Origin of the sequence: Fischerella sp., assembly GCF_013388695.1 — a bacterium.
Classification (GTDB): domain Bacteria; phylum Cyanobacteriota; class Cyanobacteriia; order Cyanobacteriales; family Nostocaceae; genus PCC9605.
Window position 1 is genome coordinate 19,688 of sequence record NZ_JACAEU010000057.1, and the last position, 20,613, is coordinate 40,300.

Below are 20,613 nucleotides of genomic sequence, written 5' to 3' on the forward strand. Positions count from 1 at the left end.
AAACAACCATCTACCCTGGCAGATTGTATAAAGAAAGTATTAAACTTGGTACTTCTGTCTGATATTTTGAATTTGCAAATTGAATATTTTGATACGGCCATACAAACAGCGATAGACTACCTTAAAGTAGGTAGCCCTTTAACGACTTGATGTCTTAATGTAATGTTTTTCTGGGAATTGTAATGAATAGTTTACAATACCAGTGGATGAGAAAATCTAAAAAAAATATAAAAGGACTTACACAACTGTGGTGTTAGGAGGACATTAGTGTTTCTAAGACTAGCGCAACAACATCGGCAATTTGTCCAAGACTTGGTTATGAACCTACAAGCCTTGGCAATAGTATTAGAGCGACGCGGATACCCTGCGTCTTGCTATACATGCGGCGATCAGATGAATAGTGCTTCGTTTATGGTTAGCCTGGGCGAAAACCATCTGATTCGGTTTTTGGTATCTGATTACGGAATTACTTGGACAGAAATGCGAGATGACCGCGAGTTAATGAAGTTAGAGGGTGCGGAGGCAGTCAATCAGTTACAGGAACTTGCCAATATCGTCAAAAACCCAATCCAAGCTTCTGTAACTACTAAAACCCTCGCCAAACGCTATTAAATAGGCTTTAACTGGTAGGGTAGTCCGAAAAAGGTCACGATCAAATGCCAAATTGGGAATTGGGAGTTAGTTTAAAGTCCATAGTCCAGAGTCATTGGTCTAAAAGCTATTGATTTATTGACTATTGACCAGTACAACGTGGCGAAAATAAAGCTATCATTCCAAATTGACGAAAAACCTACAACAGGAAGCTTTTTGACTTTTGACTTTTGACTTTTGACTTTTGACTTTTGACTTTCGCGCAGCGGTACTAGTCCCAACTCTCCAAGCAATGTTTGCAGCCATTCGTATGATTACAATGTCAGGAAATGGTTTGTCTAAAATTAATTACAATCCATTCCCAATCAAAATAAAGGGTGCCCAATAGTAGGGATGACTGAGGTTATCACCCACTGGTATGGGTAAATTGTTACTCCTGCCTTGCTGCTGATTAGGAAAAGACTTGTTTCCAGTAATCAAAGCAATTTGTGCTTGTCGTAAAGCTTCGGCTTTTGTTAATTTTCCCGAGGGTAGCAGGGCATAAAAAGCACTCATCAAAGCCTGTGTTCCACCATCATCTACAGCCCACAAGGAAGCAATAGCTGATTTCGCACCGGTTTTTTGCATCTGGTAGCCAAAACCCAAAATTTCCTCGCCGTTACCCAACTTGCCTCCCACTCCAGTTTCGCAAGCGCTCAACACTACCAAATCTACTCGAGGCAACGACCAAGTGGCAACATCTTTGAGGGTGGCACGTTCTCCATTTCCAAATAAGATAAAGGAATCTTCTGGTTTACCCACGACAAATGCTGCGTGTGTTGCCAAATGCACAATCGTAAAATCATCCATTTGTGGTACAGTCATCTCCGGGCTGAAAGCATAATCTAAGATTTTCTTGGTTTCCGGAACTGTAGCTACTAAATATTCCACCTCTTTTGCTGCAAACGGCAACCCAGAAAAGGTCTGCTGTCGATCAGCTACTTCGACTTGATAACTACCTTTGGTAAATGCCGCCGCTAAAATGCGTAAATTTGATGAAGGTGGAGTGTTAAAGTTTGTTAAGCTGGCGGCTGTGATGTGATTAAGACCATATCGCTGTACTAACCATTGTTTGCCATCATGTAAAGCAGCTAAAGGAATATAGCGCAACTGCCCATCTGGTGCATAAATTATAGTTTGCGTATCTGCTTGGGCAAGGTCTTTTTCTATCGGTTTAATTAGCCAGTCATACAATTGACGTGCAGGTTTTTTCACATCTAAACTGGGATTTTCTAAAGCCTGACGAAAGGCAACAATTGTTTGTTGGAGGTTTTCTTTTTTAACAGCAACAGTACGATGAATTGGCGGAGAATCAGGAGTTACCAATACCAATTCCAAGCTATCTTCTAAAACCAGAGGATATAAAAGTACTGATTTTTGAGGTAATTGCGCCAAGTTATCCCGAATTTCGTTAAGACTCTCCAAATCCAAATTCTGCCGTCTTGCTGTGCGGCTGATTTGTTCAACTTGCGCTTTCACATCTGGACTATTGATAAAATTATTAAACTCATCCAACATTTGCTGCTGAGTCTTGACTAATTGCTGGATGCGTTGTTTTTGTTGTGGCGATCGCTTCTCTGGAGAAATCTGGCGTAGTTTTGTCAGTTCTTTACCCAGTAAAATAGTGCTATCGAGGGTTTGATCCGCCTTTTGTTTAATTTTTTTTTCAGTTGGGGTTAACTCAATACCTTTGACAGTTCTTTGATTACCTTTAACGTTTTGGAGATACCCCTCCAGTTCTTCGACTTTGATTAAATCCACAATGCGTTGCCCTTCGGCGACGCGATCGCCTTTTAGCAACCCTTCACCCAAAGCATAGTAAGTCTGGGGAACAGTTAAGTTATAGGCATCTAGTTGCTGTACAGAAAGAGCAGCAGGATTAAGGCGGGCTTTTTCGCGATTATTGACGCAACCTTTGTAAAAGAAAATTGCTAACTCTGGTTGATTTTGGATTGCGTATAGGTATCCTAAATTACTATAGGTTTTGCCTAAAGCAATATGAGCTTGCCCAGGAGTCTTTTCGTTAAGGCTGAGTTCCTTGTTGATAGCTAAAGCTTGCAGATAAGATTTAGCTGCTTGTGAAAATTGACCTTGCTGTTGGTAAACTCTGCCAATATTATTGAAAGTTGCGGCTTCTAGAGAGCGATCGCCAGTATCAGTGCTGATAACTAAAGCTGTTTGTAATTTCTGTAATGCATCTTGAAAACGATTTTGCTTAGATAGTTGGATAGCCTCTTGATTGAGTTGCTTGATCTCCTCAGATTGATTCTGATTTTGAGTTGAAGCTTGGGCTATTTCAACAAATTTATTTTGTATACTTGTATTTGCTGTTACCGGAATAGCGGCCGAAAATGCCATCCCCGATCCCAGAGAAAACACTACACTAGCAGTAACAATATTTAAATATGATTTCCGAGGGTACATAAAAACCCTCCTAGTTTGGTTTGCTTGTTGTTAAAGAAAAATAGTTGCACAAGGCGACTATTTTTTATGCTATTCCAAATGTGGAAAATCTCTAACAATTACAACGAAAATTTAAGATGCCTGAAGAAAACACAAAACAACCTCAATTACCCACAAGTGCTATTGACAATCCGGCGAGTCAGACACTGGAGTATTGGTTTGAATATCCTGTGAGAGTGCAACCCCACCACACTGACTATGGTGGTGTTGTCTGGCATGGAACATATCTAACTTGGATGGAAGCAGCAAGGGTAGAGTGCTTGCGTTCGATCGGTATTGATTTTGCTGATTTAGTAGCGTTAGGTTGTGACTTACCAGTTGTAGAATTGTCAGTACGATATCACCGCTCAATTCAGCTAGGTATGCCAGCAGTAGTAAAAACCCGCATGGCTGATGTAAATAGTGTCCGCATCAACTGGGATTATGTAATTGAATCCCCAGATAGACAGGAATTATATGTTACCGCAAAAGTTACATTAGTGGCAGTAGATCGGGAAAGAGGCAAGATCATGCGTCAGCTACCTGCAAATGTTAAGGATGCATTGGCAAAAATATCATCCTCACTGAATAAATGATGGGTAGTAGTTAGTAGTTAGTGGTTAGTAGTTAGTGGTTCTTTCCCTACTTTCCCCACTCTCCCACTCCCCCTATCTATTTGCGTATCTGCAATATATTTTGGGGCAATTGCATCATATAGTTCAAAATATCTTGAGGACCAATACCGTAACCAACCTGTAGCAACACCACGACCGTAGCAATCATGAGAGCAGTTTTTACGGTCGTTTTTACAACCTTAATTAATATTGTAAATATTAACCAAGCTACAATTAAGGCAATAATCATAGTTATCAATTCCAAAAAGTTCGCTCTTGTTGCATAGGAGATGATTACAGAAAAGGCGATTTAATTTTTATTAACAATTATGGCTGTAGAAGCTCTCTAATTTAAGAGATAACAGCTAAATCGTTTAATAGTTATTAATTGGTTATCGCCTGTCTTCTATCGAATGCAAAATAATAGTGACTAATGACTAATTAAGCTCAACATATTGATGTTAAGCTTTTGGTAGTTCTAGGATATATTTGATGTTTGTGTTAATTTTTCCTGCTATATAATATACCGGACAATAACACAATGCACCATGTTTTTAGTAATCTATTTTTATAAATTTATAAAAAGTATTTTTTATGAAAATTTAAAAATAGTATATAAAAAATATAATTATTATCAGCGTCCAGTTTGAGGCTGAACGCTGACTAATTTAAGTTTGTTATTGGTTATCGGAAAGAAATTATGCGCGGACGAGATTCTAAATTTTCAGTGGCAGTCACAACTTCTTGCCTTGCCCATTGATCGGCCGCCAAAATGTCATCTAAAGTAGGATTTGAACGGTTATCGGATGAAAAGCGATCGCACACCCATTCGATGCACCGAGGAATATCTAAAAAGCGAATTTTTTCATCCAAAAATAACGCTACAGCTTGTTCATTTGCCGCATTCAACACAGCTGGCATAGAACCGCCAGCTTTACCCGCAGCATAAGCCAACTTCATACACGGATACTTCTGGTGATCTGGTTCGCGGAAGGTTAAATTACCTGCTTTCACCAAATCCAGCCGTTCCCAGTCGGTGTAGATGCGTTCAGGCCAAGACAGAGCATACAGTAGGGGTAAGCGCATATCCGGCCAGCCCAGTTGAGCTAACACTGAGGTATCTTGGAGTTCAATCAGGGAGTGAATAATGCTTTGGGGATGAATAACAATCTCGATATCTTGGTAATCCAGACCAAACAAAAAATGAGCTTCAATTACTTCCAATCCCTTATTCATCAAAGTGGCAGAGTCCACAGTGATTTTCCGGCCCATCGACCAATTCGGATGTTTGAGGGCGTCGGCGACTGTCACTTCTGCTAATTTTTCTGTGGGCCAATCTCGGAAAGCACCACCAGACGCAGTGAGCAAAATTCGTCGCAAGCCACCTTGAGGCACACCTTGCAGACACTGAAATATTGCGGAATGTTCGGAATCTGCTGGTAATAGTTTGATGCCATACTTCTCGATTAGTGGTAGAACAACAGGCCCCCCAGCAATCAGGGTTTCTTTATTAGCCAAGGCGATATCTTTACCAGCTTCAATAGCGGCGATCGTTGGCAACAATCCAGCACAGCCAACAATACCCGTAACGACGGTTTGAGCATCGCCGTACCGGGCAACTTCCACCACTCCCGCATCTCCAGCCATAAGAATTGGTTGAGGATCGAGATCGGCGATCAGATTGCGGAGTGCAGGTAATTTTTCTTCTGAACAAATCGCTGCTATACTCGGTCGAAACTGTCGGATTTGAGCAGCCAACAGTTCTATATTATTCCCAGCCGCTAATCCCACAATTCGGAACTTATCGGAGTTTTGAGCGACAATATCTAAAGTCTGAGTACCGATCGAGCCAGTAGAACCAAGAAGAGTAATCGCTTTCACAATTGTTTAAGGATCGACAAACAACTCCACTATAAATTGCTCGGGACTCACAAATAACACCAATAAAATCACATTTTTGAGTAAGTTATTTAAGTATCCATAAACTCAAGGGCAACGAGTCCTTGCCAACACTCCAGCTTATGCTTCAACAGCAGACAGTTATCAAAAAAAATTTATGGAAAAACGATTTAATATTTCCAGCAACGATGTGGCTTGCCAGCAGACTGGTAATTTGGAGTGCCATGTTGTTGCTTGCTCCTCTTTTAGATGCACCAACAGGAGGAAAAGCTGCTACGTTTGGCTTAGGGGTATTTGATGCTTGGGATAGCGTACATTACCGCAGTATCGCCACTTTTGGGTATGAATACATCAATGACGGCAAGGGGCATAATATTGCCTTTTTTCCCTTGTTTCCTCTCATCGTTCGGGGAGTGATGAGCTTAGGCTTGCCGTTTGAGGTGGCAGGAGAACTAGTAAACAACGTCGCATTTTTAGCCGCACTTTACTGCGTGTATTTTTGGGTAAAGGAATATAACGGTCTCCAGGAGGCGCGTTGGTCAACTGCTGTGCTGGCATGGTGTCCGCCCACGTTATTTACAGCAGTAATTTATACCGAAGGACTGTATTTATTTTTGAGTTCGTCGGCTTTGCGTGCCTTTGAGGAAGAACAATATGGCTGGGCTGCCCTTTGTGGGGCAATGGCAACAGCAACACGTCCGACGGGAATAGCATTGATTCCAGCTTTTTTAATTACTGCTTGGAAAGAGGGGCGATCGCTTATTGCCTATATTGCTGGTTTGACCGCTTCTGGGGGAATAGTGTTGTTTAGCCTCTATTGTGCCATTGAATTTGGCGATCCTCTAGCGTTTATTAACGCCCAAAAGGGATGGCGCTCAACCCTGGGTTTTGATTGGCAGGGTTGGTGGAAAATGCTCATGCAAATCACAGTTGGTACAACCAATTGGCAAAATGGCTCGTTAAAAGACCCCCTGCATCCTCTACTTTTTGCTGTCATCGTTGCCCTTGGTTATTTAATCTGGCGCTATCGTCAACGCTTGGGCGCGGTGAAAGTGGAGTATGGCTTTGCAGCTTTATTTTTAATTTTATGGATAGTGGCGGGCGATCCGTTGATTAACACCATTTCGGTTTTGGGTGGTGCTTACTTGTTGTGGCACTTACGCAGGCAATTGAATTATGTTGCAGTGATTTATGGCTTCTGCGGTTTAGGATTAATTTTTGTCTCTGGCGGAACTTGGTCACTTAGTCGTATTGTCTACGGTATTGTCTCATTCAGCATCGCCCTTGGTGTGTTGTTGTCTCGTCATCCTCGTTGGGGATACTTAACCTTGTGCTTCTTTGCAATTTTACTTGCGAGTTTCTCTGTGCGGTTTGCTCAAGAACTCTGGGTAGGTTAGAGGATGTCTGAAAAGTTGACCAAAAGTATATTTTGTCATTCTGAGCGTAACGAAGTGAAGCGTAGACGCGCAGCGGCTTCTCGCAGAGTAGAATCCCAATTTTTCGTTGTGATTTGAGATGCTTCACTACGCTGACGCTCCGTACCCTGCGGGAAGGCTTACGCCTACAGCATGACATTTTTGACTTCTCAGACATCCTCTTAGAGAATAATGCGTAATTACTAATTCTTAATCATTAATTACTAATTATTCATCTCCGTTTTTTCCCGGAGATCGTAAGATGAGAAGGTTAAGAAAATATTAACCATGATTGTTGCTTGCAACTGGGAGTGAAAAAACAACTTTTTCAGCTTGGCACTGTCGGTTCAGCGATCTGCATTAGTGCCCTAATTTTATTTGCTTGCAGCAGTGTACGACACGCGCTGTTTCAATCAGGAGCCTTTGATATCGGAATTTATGACCAGGTAGTTTACTTGATAAGCCAAGGACAAGCGCCGATTTCTTCTATCCTTGGCTTTCATCACATGGGCAACCATGCAGCCTGGGCAGTCTATCCATTGGCTCTACTCTACAAAATTTACCCAAGTGCCTACTGGTTATTAGCTGTGCAAGCTATTTCCTTGGCTTTGGGAGCATTGCCTACTTACCATCTTAGTCGTCAAGCAGGACTGAAAGAAAACCAAGCAGTGGCAATGGCAGCAGTTTACCTGCTATATCCGTTGGTTTTTAATGTCAACTTGTATGAGTTCCACCCAGAAGTGATGGCCATACCTGTATTTCTGGGTTCAATTTGGGCAGCACGGCAAAGTAAGACGGGATGGTTTTGTTTAGGTGTTATCTTTATTTTGGGCTGTAAAGCCGTGATATCGCTAACAGTGGCAGCAATGGGTATCTGGTTGCTGCTGTTTGAAAAGCGGCGGATTTGCGGATTGTTTGCCTTATTGGCTGGAATTAGCTGGTTTTTAATTACTAGTCAGATAATTATTCCCTTTTTCAGCAATAATGAAGCAGCAGCAGTAGCGCGTTACACTTATCTAGGTGATTCAGTTTTTGAGATAGCCCGTAATTTGGTTTTGAAGCCAGGGTTAGTATTGGGGAAAGTATTTTCACTCGCAACCCTGGAATATTTAGCACTATTAGTTGCGCCAGTAATTTGGGGACTTGCGCCACAACATTTGACTCCTTTAGTGAGTGCTATTCCAGTGCTGGTGGTAAATTCTCTTTCTGAATTACATGTACAGCGAGACTTAACTCAACAGTATTCACTACCAGTATTGCCTTTTTTATTATTGGCTGTAATTTCCACTCTCGCTGCTGGAAAAGGATGGCTGCATACTAGAAAGGCTATGATTCTGTGGGCTGTAGTGGCTTTCTTTGCATTAGCGAAGTATGGCAATTTTTGGTCTATATATTTGGGCGAACTCGATACTTGGCAAGCAACGCGACAAGCGATCGCCCAAGTTCAAACTCAAGGCGCTGTTTTAACTACCCACAGTATAACTCCGCATTTAACTCATCGCTCCCAGATTCAATATGTTGACGATCAAATTCCGCCACCAGCTGATTTAAATCATTTTGAGTATATATTGCTCAATCTACGTCATCCCGGAGGATCTGGCAATCCAGAGGTGGTTAACAATTTAGTTAATCAATTAAAAAATAATGCATTGTTTCAACTGAGTTACCAGCGTGATGACGTTTATTTATTTGTGAATAAGTCTTAATTAAAAATTAGTTAGTGGTTAGTTGTTAGTGGTTAGTGGTTAGTGACTAACAACCAACTACTAACTACTATCTACTAACTACTAACTATTTACAATTGGCATAAGTATGCTCAGATGGAAAAATATTCTCTTTCAGCTATTAATTATAGCTCTCTTTGTTGGTATAGTACTTCTCATTAGGTTGCAGCCAATCACGCAAACCTTTGAATTTGACTATGATGAAGGCTTTAATTTAATGAAAGCCTTTCTTTACTCAAAAGGTTTTGCTCTCTATACCCAAATTTGGAATGACCAACCACCAATTTTTACTGTCCTTTTATCACATTGGTTAAATATATTTGGTAACTCAATATTTGCTGCACGCTTTTTAACGCTTCTGTTTTCAGCACTATTAATATGGTGCTTTTATCAAATTATTCGCCTTACCCTAGGAAATTTAGCAGCTTTAGTAGCCACTATTTTATTATTCACTTCTTGGCTCTATATTCGCCTCAGTATTTCCGTAATGATTGGCATTCCATCATTAACATTGGCAATGCTATCTATTTATTTTTTGTATTTGTATAAACAAAATTATCGCAATTTATATCTAGTTTTATCTGGTAGCTGCCTTGCTTTATCTTTGCAAACAAAATTATTTACTCTTTATCTAATACCTTTGATGCTTTTTGATTTATTAGCCTTTCAAAGTAAATTTATTGAAGAAAGGAAAATATTAAAAATTCAGTTAAAAGCTATTTCATTATGGTTAATATCTTTGGTATTTATTTATATCTTGATTGGTTCACAATATCAACAATTTTGGAATTACGAACAGTTCCTTGGAACTCATCTCAACCAACCGTCAGATTCAAGATTAGAAAATTTTAACAACCTCAAATATCTTAACTACATGATTAGTCAAGATTATGATTATATATTTCTTGCTTTCATCGGTATTTGGGCTATTTTTTCCAAAAAACAAAAAAATGGTCTTCTTCCTATAACCTGGCTGGTTACTGCTACATTTATTTTACTTAGACATAAACCAATTTGGTATCATTATTATCCATTGCTGGCTATTCCTATTTGTTGGTTGGGTGCTTATGGATTTGATTTATTACGTGATTTTTTTATCAAAAAAAGTCATGTTAATTTAAATTTAATGAATCTGAAAAAACTTACAATACCTTATGTTTTAATTTTGATTCTGATTTGCCTAATAATTATAACCCCTCCTAATCCTCGGGGAAGTGTACCTAAGAATATAGAACTCATGCAGATGATTTTAAAATATAAAAATTCCACCCAATGGATATTTACAGATAATCCTATCTATGGATTTTACACTGGTTTACGCGTACCTCCAGAAATTGCTGTGATGTCATATAAAAGACTGAATTCTGGAGATTTGACATCAACAAAAATGCTTGCTGTTTTACAAAATTATCGTCCTGAGCAAATTATCCTAACTAGGTGGACTTCTCAAATTAAGAGCGATCGCAATCTCATGACTTATATCAGCGATCATTACTCTAAAACTTACAGTAATGAACAAGAAATTGAGGAACATTATGTTTTGAAATAAATCTGCGATCGCAAAATTTGTTCTTGAAGCACTCACACTCTTGGTTGGAGTTGTGCAAACATTCTACCGCTAGTGTTCGCTTCCCTTTACCTATTCTCTATTTTCAAGTGAAATCTAGTGAATTTAATCAATTTTTATTTTCTACCAAAATTGTTCATATAAATACTATCAATTTATAGAGAAATCCTGAGGATAATAGTTAATACTATTTCACTGTTAACTGCTGATTAATGACTGTTGACAAATTTTCTAGACTATTTACTTTACTATTTACTTTCAGTGGTTATTTATCTTGGTGGAGGAGTGAAATGCACAAATTATTACACATAAATGACAATGTCACAGCCATAGGTCTAAGGGTGAATCAAGGAGTCTAAAAACATTCATGCTTATGGCTCAAGTTCAGATATTTATCAAAAAAAGTTTATGGGAAAATGATTTTCTTTTTCCAACAGCAATTTGGTTTGTCAGCCGATTATTTATTTGGACTGCCATGTTGCTGATCGCACCCAATCTACCCAAGCCTGAAGATGGAATTGTACCCAGCTTTGGCTGGGGAGTATTTCATGCTTGGGATAGCGTACATTACCACAAGATAACTACTTCTGGGTATGAATTTGTCAATGACGGAGGTCAACATAATATTGCCTTTTTTCCATTATTTCCTTTGATGCTTCGCGGCGTTATGAACCTGGGCTTATCATTTGAAGTTGCAGGTGTACTCGTAAATAACTTGGCATTTCTTGCAGCGCTTTATTGTGTCTATTTTTGGGTTTTAGAGCATCATGGTACAAACTGTGCCCGATGGGCTACTACTGTCCTAGCTTGGTGTCCTCTCTCTCTATTCGGGACAGTCATTTATACCGAAGGGTTGTACTTATTTTTGAGTACAGCCGCTTTGCGTGCCTTTGATCGCCACCAATATCGCTGGACTGCTTTTTGGGGTGCAATGGCAACAGCAACACGCCCTACGGGGTTAGCACTTATCCCGGCTTTTGTAATTGCTAGTTGGAGAGAACGCCGACCATCTATTGCCTACCTTGCTTCTTTTGCTACTGCGATTGGACTGCTGTTGTTCAGTCTGTATTGTGCAATTGATTTTGGCGATCCTCTAGCTTTTATTCATGCCCAGCGAGGATGGCGACCCTCTTTGGGATTTGATTGGCGAGGTTGGTTGAATATGCTGCTGAATATAGCCATAGGTACATCAAATTGGCGACATAGTTCGATTCAAAACCTGTTGCATTTGCTATTGTTTGGCATCATCGTCAGCAGCTGTTATGGTTTGTGGCGCTATCGACAAAGGTTGAGTTCTATCAAGCTGTTCTACAGCTTTTACGCCCTGGTGACATTTTTGTTGATATTTGTTGATGAACAATTCATCAATCATTTGCTTAACGCAGTAATGGTTTTGGGAGGTGCCTATCTACTATGGCACTTACGTAAACAACTGACCTCAGTTAATATTTTTTACGGTTTTTGCGGTATTGCTTTGTTGCTAGCCTCCGGCGGTACGATCTCCCTTAGCCGTCTGGCTTACGGTCTTGTACCTTTGAGTATAGCTCTCGGTGTTTTACTAGGACGCTATCCCCGTCAAGGATACTTAATCCTAGGCTGGTTTTCTGTTATACTTGCCAAAATTGCTATTGGCTTTGCTCAAAACCTCTGGGTTGGTTAATGGAAAAATCTAGTCGGAGGCGGCGATTGGGCTAGCTTCCCCATACTCAACTGTGACTAAGCGAGTAATGTTAGGGCGTCAAAGGGGCGATCGCTAGCTGCGAATGCGATCGCCTCAATCAATAACGTTACTGAATTTTGTTACTTAAAAACAAAAATTACTTTAGTAAATTAAATTAGTATATGTATATAATCTGATTTCTAAGTCGGAATTTAAATAGTCGAATTAAAGTATGTCTATATAGCTAAAAAATGATATTTTCTAAATAATTAGAAAAATTCAGTATTTATACTGTAATAATATTTATTCAATTGTAATATTAATGATGTGAACAGTCTAATTTATTGGGTTGATCAAACTCAGATATTTAGATGTTTACTAATTTCTGGTACTTAATTACTGAAGTATCAGCGTTAAAAACTCATGAAAAAGACTTAGCAGAACTAAGCTATAAATAAAAAAGCATCTAGTTTGGTTAAAGTTTTAGTATCTCTTGTAGATCAGAAACTATTTTGACCGATCGGCGTCTAGCTACTTTGTGAGAGCTGAATTGCAAAAGTTAGCCAGAAACTTAATATTTTTTTTCAAGGTAATAATATAGCTCAGCAGTAGAATATATTTTTATGGGGTGTGAAATTAATATTTTGATATTAAATACTAAGAAATATAGAGTAGCAATTTCTAGCATTGGCCTTCCAAAGCTAAACCTGTGTAATTTATCTTCCTGATATCTGGATTTCTATGAATCTGCATTGATTTTTCAAGCTTTCCAGAAAACAGTACGGTATCTAAATATTATCTGAAAAACTGTGCTATAAATTACCGTCAGATAGGTGTGTGACGGTTAAATCAGTGAAGGAGCTATAACGTGGAAAACAATAAGTCGTTTGCTTGTCCGCAAGGGATATTATTTGCATTCCTTGCCCTATGCAGCAGCTTAACTATTGGTTTTATTATACCTATTAATTTAACTGGTTTTCAAGCTGAAACTAAGCAGACTATAAAAAATATCAATGATATAGAAGTAAAAGTAGGAACTCAGCAGCGTTTAAAAAAATTTAAGCCAGCAATGCTAACAAGTTGGCAACAAGAAGCAAAAGTAAAAGGTTTTTCCTATACTTTACCTACACGTTTTCAAGGAACAATAATTAGGAAGGCAAAACTCGCTCCCAACAAAAAAGTAATAGCTCTTACTTTTGATGATGGTCCCTGGCCTGGGTACACTGCCCAAGTACTGGAAATACTCAGAGAAAATAACATCAAAGCTACATTTTTTGTTGTCGGGAAATACCTCAAAAATAATCCTGAGTTAGGCAAGCGAATTGTGGTTGAAGGTCATGTTATTGGCAACCACTCTTGGCATCATTGGTATCATTACTTTAACCAAAAAGCAGCTGCTTTTGAAATTGACAATACATCAGATTTAATCTATCAAGTTACAGGTGTGAAGACAACTTTGTTTCGGCCTCCTGGTGGAATGCTGCACAATGGCTTAGCAGCTTATGCCAGAGGTAAAAATTACGCTGTGGTTATGTGGTCGGCTGACTCCGCAGACTATAGTCGTCCTTCTGCATCTGTTTTGACGAATAGAGTACTACAACAGTCTAAGCCTGGTGGTATTGTGCTAATGCATGATGGTGGAGGTAATCGTTCTCATACAGTAGCGGCCCTACCACTAATTATCAGCAAATTGAGAAACCAGGGTTATAGCTTTGTCACTGTCCCAGAACTCTTAGAAATGCAATATAAAGATCAAAAGTTGATTGCAAACACAAATCAATAATAATAAGTAATTAGTAATTATTAATTGACTAACAATTAATACGCTATAGTGTTAATTGGCACTCATATAGAATTGGTACTATTACTTAATATCAAAGGTACAGCACTGCTGAACAAAGATCCCCGGCTTCTTAGAGTAGTTGGGGATCTTACGTTTAATTTGGTTGTTCTACTTAGCAATAATTCTGAAATTGATGATTTTAAAAGAAACTGATTTTCTAAAATAATAGAATTTTTACAACTGAATAAGATTGGTATATATAAATAAATAGTTTACTAATGTTAATAATAATGACTGTAAACACACAGCAGCTACCAACAGCAGCCACGTTTGAAAAACACTTTTGGACTTGGCAAGGCTACAAAATTCAGTACACTGTTGTAGGTACAGGCAAACCCTTGGTTTTAGTTCACGGCTTTGGTGCTTGTATTGGACACTGGCAAAAAAATATCCCCGTTTTAGCAAATGCTGGCTACCAAGTCTTTGCCGTTGACCTTTTGGGCTTTGGTGGCTCCGATAAAGCACCCATTAATTACACTGTAGAGGTGTGGGTAGAACTGCTCAAAGATTTCTGCTCGGCACACATTCAAGAACCAGCCGTATTTATCGGCAACTCTATCGGCGCTCTTTTAAGCTTGATGGTAGTGGCAGAACATCCAGAAATTGCTGCCGGTACTGTGTTAATTAACTCTGCGGGAGGGTTGAGTCATCGTCCCCACGAACTGAACCCACCACTTAGAATTGTCATGGCAGCTTTTAACAAGTTGGTCGGTCATCCAATTACAGGGACTTTCGTATTTAACCGCATCCGCCAAAAACATCAAATTCGCCGTACACTCTACCAGATTTATCGCAACCGCCAAGCCGTTACTGATGAACTGGTAGACATGCTTTATACACCTTCCTGCGATCCGGGAGCGCAGAAAGTGTTTGCTTCCATCCTGACAGCACCTCCTGGGCCCACCCCTGCGGAAATATTACCCAAAGTCCAACATCCGCTGTTGGTAATTTGGGGTGCGGACGATCCCTGGACACCGATCGCAGGCGCAAAAATATACGAACAGGCACGTGAGGACGGTAAAAATATCAAAATCGTTCCCATTCCCGGTGCTGGACATTGCCCCCATGATGAAGTACCAGATGTGGTAAATGGGCAAATTGTGGAGTGGTTGGCATCTTTATGCAAAATTAACAACCACAGATGAAAACACACCGCCTGAAAAACCAGGTTTCTACCCTGCGGAAACCAGATCTGATACTAAGTTGCAGTCAAAGATAGTACTTCCCTCACCCCCAGCCCCTCTCCCAATTTGGAACAGGGGAGGGGGAGAGGGCACGAATTGCTATATCTGAATACAACTTGGTATGAATATGATCCCCCTATTTCCATGAAAAAGAAGATAGGGGGATGCCAAAATATTGGATTTTCTAAGCAACTCGCTATGAGTTTGCTAAGCTTAAGCTGTTGCCTATTCCTGAGTCCAGCTTTGGGTGAAATCGCAGCTTTTTTCAACGCAGAGGGGCGCGGAGTAAGCGCGGAGGAACGCAGAGTCTTTCCAAGTTTAATTCGTTACGAATTTGTGCAATGCTGTACCAAGCTAATAAATCTTGATAGACTTCTAAGAACGGCGCACGTTTAGGCAACACCATTCTTTGCGTTTCCACAGAGCTGCTACTATCCAACCGTGCTTTTCTAAAACGTCAGCGACTGCTTTCGATTGTTCCACTAAAATCCCGCTAAAGATACCCCAAGTGCTGGGTTTGGCGATCGCACTCATTTGTGGAACTAATTCAATAATTACATCAGCTAAAATGTTGCAAACTATACCATCCACTGGTTCAGAAAGCATTTTTGCCAAAGCGTCTACACTTCCTGGTGCTACCAGCAAGCGTTCTGGTGCAATGCCGTTGAGTAAACAATTTTCTTGAGTTGATTGTACCGCTAAGGGATCGGTATCTACCGCATAGGCTTGCTTTGCTCCTAGTAGCAAAGCACCAATGGAAAGGATACCAGAACCACAACCAATATCCGCAATTACCGCAGCTTCTTGCTGTTCCTCTTGTTTCGGCAAAGATGAAGGAGGTTCTAAAAGCCGCATTTCCAAGGATTCCAAGCACAACTGAGTTGTAGCATGGTTGCCTGTGCCAAAGGCCATACCGGGATCGAGGCGAATAATCAAGCGATCGCTATTTTCTGGAACTGGATACCAGGCGGGGTTAATCAAGAAGCGATCGCCAATATCCTGCGGTTGCCAGTATTGTTTCCAGCTACTGGCCCAATCTTGTTCGTCAATCAACTGCCAGTGCATGGTAGGTTCAGGAACTCCTACACACAAGGCGTCTTGGCGCAGCCACAGCGACAGTGCAGCCAAATCCAAAAGCTGTGCTTGGAATATTGGCAAGTAAGCCCTAACTAGACTATGATTTCCTTTCTTTTCACTTGCGGTACCACGGCAGCCAAAATTTGCCAGCCGCCAAAAGATAGTATCCTCTAAGTCTGGTTCACAAAAAATTTGTAGTTCCCACCAAGTGTTAGCCATAGATAATTTGGGGATCGGGAGAAGACAAGGGAAGGGAGACAAGGAAGAATTTCTTCCTATTTATTTCCCGATCCCCGATCTCCGTTCCCTATTCCCTTTTTAAAGTGTTACTGTATACGCATCACGAATTCCAGGTACTTTAGTAATCTCAGTCAAAATGCCATCGGGTAAGGGGTCATCGAGGCTGAGAACCATGACCGCATCACCGCGAACGATTTTACGGCCTACCTGCATACTGGCAATATTGACATTAAAGCTGCCCAGTAGGGAACCTAGTTTACCAATGATTCCTGGCATATCCCGGTGCAGGGTAAACAGCATATGCGGGCTGGGGGGGACGTTAATGGGAAAACCGTCTAAGTTGGTAAGTCGGATTTCTCCGTCACCTAACAAAGCGCCTGTAACAGCATGAGTGCCTAAAGAACCTGTAGCTTCTAAATGCAGGGAACCAGCATAGTCTTTTACCGCAGCATCCCGCGTTTCAATGACGCGAATTCCGCGCTCTTTTGCTTCAATGCTGGCATTAACGTAATTTACCCGTTCTCGCAATGCTTGGTAAAGTAGTCCTTTCAGGGATGCTACCACCAACGGCTGACTTTTGTTGGTTGCTAGTTCACCTTGCAGTCTGACGTTGAGTAATTCCACTCTACCGCCAGCCAGTTGTCCGACTAGATTACCCAAGGTTTCCGCCAGCTGCATATAAGGTTTGAGTTCTTCCAAGACATCAGGCCCTAGTCCAGGAATGTTGACTGCCGATCGCGCTGGTAATCCCAGTAGCACGTCCCGAATTTGTTCGGCAACATCAATTGCTACATTTACTTGTGCCTCGGTTGTTGAAGCGCCCAAGTGCGGAGTCAGGATAACTTCTTTACCCAAAGATTTTAAGGGAGATTCTCCTAGTGGTTCTGATTCAAACACATCCAGGGCAGCACCGGCAATTTTACCTTCTTTGATAGCGGCTGCTAAAGCTTCTTCATCAATGATGCCACCGCGAGCGCAATTGATAATCCGCGTGGTGGGTTTCATTTTTGCCAACATTTTGGCATTAATGAGGTGAGTAGTTTCTGGAGTTTTAGGGATGTGCAGCGTGATGTAGTCTGCTTGCTGCGCTAATAAATCCAGATCCACTAGTTGACAGCCAATCTGTTCAGCCCGTTCTGTAGAGATAAAGGGATCGTAAGCAAGTAATTTCATTCCCATTGCCTTGCCGACAGCGGCAACATGGGAGCCTATTTTACCTAAGCCGACAATACCCAGAGTTTTTTTGTAGACTTCAGCTCCGATAAAGGTTTTGCGATCCCACTCACCACGTTTTACAGAAGCATTAGCATCGGGGATATGGCGAGATAAGGACAACATCATGGCGATCGCATGTTCGGCAGCGGCGATCGTGTTTCCTTCTGGAGAGTTGACGACTACAATTCCTTGACGGGTAGCGGCGGGAACATCTACATTATCCACACCCACACCCGCACGTCCGATAATTTTTAGCTGTGTACCAGCTTCAATGATTTCTTTCGTGACGCGAGTACCAGAACGAATCATCAGTGCATCGTATTCACCAATGATTTGTACTAGTTCTTCTGGCTTCAGACCTATTTTGACATCAACGTTGGCAACCTGGGATAAAATATCGATCCCAGCTTGATCTATTGGATCGGAGACGAGAACCTTAGACATGATGGTTGATTTTTCAGCTAGAGGTTATGCGGTCGCTGGAATTTTAAGTTTAATGTTTATCTGTACCCGTTAAGCAAGCAATATTTATTTGCCAATTTAGCAACAACCCTGTCATGCCTCTTGGTTAGCTTTGCTGTGGCAGTAACTTCTCATAATCGAAGATCCAGCAACTTTTTTACCACACTCGGTCACTATAAACCAACGCAGGGCGTAAATACTTATTTTTTTATTAAAAATTCCAAAAGCTAGGTTACTGGCTGATGGTGCGATCGCAGATACTTTATGCACTCCACAGCAAGTATCTTCAGCCAAAAAATCATAGCACCCATAAAATCAAGTTTTTGGTCATATTCTAACTATCTGGTTATCTCCACCACATTGTACCAAGGGGATCAAATTACGTTGTTGATGATGCAAAATTCGAGTGAATTTGCTTCAGTAATTCTCTAGTACTATTTTTTACTCTCATTACTTTTTTCTCAAGTCTTACTAACAATAATATTACTTACGAATATATTAATTTTAGTATCTAAAAATACGTAATTTTTACATACCAATTTCGCCACAAACGACAGCAGCATAGAAGTGCGGCTGTCGAATTTTAATAGCGTATTTACATGCTTAGCCCTTTCCAGACAAGGGTTTCAGGGTTGCTATTGCCAAATTTTCATTAACTTTACAACCAAAGAATGAAGAATTATGCCAGCAGATTTGGCCGGTAACAGTTTACATATTTCTAGAAATTTAAATGTTAATTATATTACCCAAACTTTCAGAGACTGGGTAGGTCGGGGTGATAAATACGATTACTACAGTGTTAACCTCAGTGGTCGTAGTAGCTTAAATTTAGTTGTAGATGGTCTTTCGGCAAATGCCGATTTACAGTTACTTCACAGTAATGGTTCAGTAATTGCAGGTTCTTATGCCCGTCGCAAGCGGGCTGAGTCAATCAGCACGACATTGGATCAAGGCACTTACTACATTCGAGTTTACCGAGCCGATCGCAAGAAAAATACCTACTACAACTTAAAGATTTCTGGCAATGAAGCACCCCAGTCATTACAATTAGGCACCAGTCAAACCAGCTATCAACCCGGTGAAACTGTCAGCCTCAGCAATACCAGCGTATTTGATGGCAATGGTACAGCTGACTTAGCACGAGTAGATTTTTGGTTGCAAAAAGATGGTGGCGACTGGCAAGACATTAGCGATGCAGTTAATTTCAATGTCAATGGCAGTGATAACCGCTATGCCAGTTTTGACTACAGCTTGCCCGATCTAGGTATTGGTAACTATCTATTGTCAGCAAAAGCTTATGACAAATCTGGTGCTAGCACTGACAGTATACACACTAGTTTTAATGTTGTGCTCCCTCCAATTCAAGATTGGTTTGATCGGAACATTCAAGATGTAGGTATACGTGAGGCAGCAAGGTGGCGCTTTGCAGATAATATCCTCGATCGCAATGATGCGATCGCTATCCTGCGCGAAGCAAAAGACAATAGTATAGTTGATGGTAGCGAACTGACAGATCTGGGCACATTAGTTAGTAACGCCTCTTTCTTAGGAATGCCAGAATATGTGCGCGTTTTGTTTCATAAGGTTGTCAAAGACGATCCTGCCAATCAGATTTATCAGGGTAACACACTGGGCAATTTGTATGCAGGTAGCAGTGATATTCAGATTGAGAACCTAATTAGCAAATGGTTTTTGGGTAGCGATCGCCCAACAACCCCCTACACATATCAATACGCTAACGGTTCTCTATTCCAAAACGGTATTAGTTACCAAGATGTGAAACAAGGTAATCTTAATGACTGCTTTTATCTGGCAGGTTTAGCAGCGGTAGCTTGGCGTTCATCCAGCACAATTGAAAGTATGTTCATTGACAATGGCGATAATACTTTCACCGTGCGCTTCTACAAAAATGGGATTGCTGATTATCTGACAGTAGATAGATATTTACCAACCAATCAACAGGGGTATTTCGTTTACGCCAACAAAAGTCGCGATCGCAACGACTCTAGCAATGAGTTATGGGTTGCTTTGGCTGAGAAAGCTTATGCTCAACTCAATCAATCTGGGTGGATATATCAAGATAATACCAATTCCTACAACGGTATTGATAGTGGTGGGTATGTCAGTGATGCACTCACACACATTACAGGACTCAACACTTCTTTTGCCAACTTGCTCAACTTTAACTCAATAGTTAATGCTTTTTATTCCGGTCAAATGATTGGTCTAAGTACAAAATCAAATGTGATTGACTACAACATTATCGCCAATCATGCTTACGTATTGCTAGATTACAATCCTTCTAGCCAAACTTTTACACTCTTTAATCCTTGGGGTATTGATAACGGTTCTTCAAAACCAGGCATTATTGAACTGGCTTGGAGTCAAATTGAAGCAAACTTCAGTTATTGGGATGCCACAACAAATAATTAGGTGGGCTACAGCCTGATGAGGTAAACTATGACATTGCTAGATAAACAAATAAGAAGTGATCGCACAATTGCAATAATAGGTTTTTTATAAGTCAAGCGGACTCCGCACCCCTCGACCACCGCGGTTAAGAACACGAGTATAAATCATCTTCTTTTGTAAGAACTGATTATTATCCGAAATGGAATAATATCCAGAATCATTCTGGATA

14 protein-coding genes are annotated in these 20,613 nt (G+C 40.6%); 9 read left to right on the forward strand and 5 right to left on the reverse strand.

Going from position 1 to position 20,613, the window contains the following annotated elements:
- The first annotated feature begins 267 nt into the window (after positions 1-267).
- On the forward strand, positions 268-612 hold the full coding sequence (locus HXY43_RS08265; protein ID WP_026731572.1) for a DUF1815 family protein: 345 nt from the start codon (positions 268-270) through the stop codon (positions 610-612).
- A 327-nt stretch (positions 613-939) separates the two neighbouring features.
- On the opposite strand, the gene HXY43_RS08270 is transcribed toward HXY43_RS08265, so the two are convergent.
- On the reverse strand, positions 940-3,054 hold the full coding sequence (locus HXY43_RS08270) for a CHAT domain-containing protein (protein WP_290882093.1): 2,115 nt from the start codon (positions 3,052-3,054) through the stop codon (positions 940-942).
- A 116-nt stretch (positions 3,055-3,170) separates the two neighbouring features.
- Here HXY43_RS08270 and HXY43_RS08275 point away from each other — a divergent pair, with 116 nt between their 5' ends.
- Entirely contained in the window at positions 3,171-3,668 is a 498-nt protein-coding gene (locus HXY43_RS08275) for a thioesterase family protein (RefSeq protein ID WP_290882094.1), read from the forward strand.
- A 76-nt stretch (positions 3,669-3,744) separates the two neighbouring features.
- Here HXY43_RS08275 and HXY43_RS08280 read toward each other — a convergent pair whose 3' ends face one another.
- Both HXY43_RS08280 and dxr read right to left on the reverse strand, forming a co-directional pair.
- On the reverse strand, positions 3,745-3,936 hold the full coding sequence (locus tag HXY43_RS08280) for a hypothetical protein (RefSeq protein ID WP_026731569.1): 192 nt from the start codon (positions 3,934-3,936) through the stop codon (positions 3,745-3,747).
- Between the two features lie 434 nt (positions 3,937-4,370).
- Positions 4,371-5,567, reverse strand: coding sequence for a 1-deoxy-D-xylulose-5-phosphate reductoisomerase (gene dxr, locus HXY43_RS08285; RefSeq protein WP_290882096.1), 1,197 nt, complete (start codon positions 5,565-5,567; stop codon positions 4,371-4,373).
- Positions 5,568-5,707: 140 nt separating this feature from the next.
- On the opposite strand from dxr, the gene HXY43_RS08290 reads away from it, so the two are divergent.
- From HXY43_RS08290 to HXY43_RS08315, 6 genes are all read left to right on the forward strand, one after another.
- On the forward strand, positions 5,708-6,982 hold the full coding sequence (locus HXY43_RS08290) for a mannosyltransferase family protein (RefSeq protein ID WP_290882099.1): 1,275 nt from the start codon (positions 5,708-5,710) through the stop codon (positions 6,980-6,982).
- Between the two features lie 329 nt (positions 6,983-7,311).
- A complete protein-coding gene (locus HXY43_RS08295) occupies positions 7,312-8,706 on the forward strand; it encodes a DUF2079 domain-containing protein (RefSeq protein WP_290882101.1) in 1,395 nt (464 codons plus the stop codon).
- Between the two features lie 106 nt (positions 8,707-8,812).
- Positions 8,813-10,273, forward strand: a complete 1,461-nt coding sequence (locus tag HXY43_RS08300) for a glycosyltransferase family 39 protein (protein ID WP_290882104.1) — start codon at positions 8,813-8,815, stop codon at positions 10,271-10,273.
- A 391-nt stretch (positions 10,274-10,664) separates the two neighbouring features.
- On the forward strand, positions 10,665-11,951 hold the full coding sequence (locus tag HXY43_RS08305; protein WP_290882178.1) for a mannosyltransferase family protein: 1,287 nt from the start codon (positions 10,665-10,667) through the stop codon (positions 11,949-11,951).
- A gap of 868 nt (positions 11,952-12,819) precedes the next feature.
- Positions 12,820-13,734, forward strand: a complete 915-nt coding sequence (locus tag HXY43_RS08310) for a polysaccharide deacetylase family protein (RefSeq protein ID WP_290882106.1) — start codon at positions 12,820-12,822, stop codon at positions 13,732-13,734.
- A 290-nt stretch (positions 13,735-14,024) separates the two neighbouring features.
- Positions 14,025-14,939: an alpha/beta fold hydrolase gene (locus HXY43_RS08315; RefSeq protein ID WP_290882108.1), complete on the forward strand. Its 915-nt coding sequence runs from the start codon at positions 14,025-14,027 to the stop codon at positions 14,937-14,939.
- Positions 14,940-15,353: 414 nt separating this feature from the next.
- Here the strand turns inward: HXY43_RS08315 and prmA are convergent, their stop codons facing one another.
- Together prmA and serA are read right to left on the reverse strand one after the other, a co-directional pair.
- A complete protein-coding gene (prmA, locus tag HXY43_RS08320) occupies positions 15,354-16,274 on the reverse strand; it encodes a 50S ribosomal protein L11 methyltransferase (RefSeq protein ID WP_290882111.1) in 921 nt (306 codons plus the stop codon).
- Between the two features lie 99 nt (positions 16,275-16,373).
- Positions 16,374-17,954, reverse strand: coding sequence for a phosphoglycerate dehydrogenase (gene serA / locus HXY43_RS08325; protein WP_290882113.1), 1,581 nt, complete (start codon positions 17,952-17,954; stop codon positions 16,374-16,376).
- 699 nt (positions 17,955-18,653) lie between these two features.
- Between serA and HXY43_RS08330 the strand changes: the two genes are divergently transcribed.
- On the forward strand, positions 18,654-20,405 hold the full coding sequence (locus HXY43_RS08330; RefSeq protein ID WP_290882115.1) for a C2 family cysteine protease: 1,752 nt from the start codon (positions 18,654-18,656) through the stop codon (positions 20,403-20,405).
- Positions 20,406-20,613 lie beyond the last annotated feature (208 nt).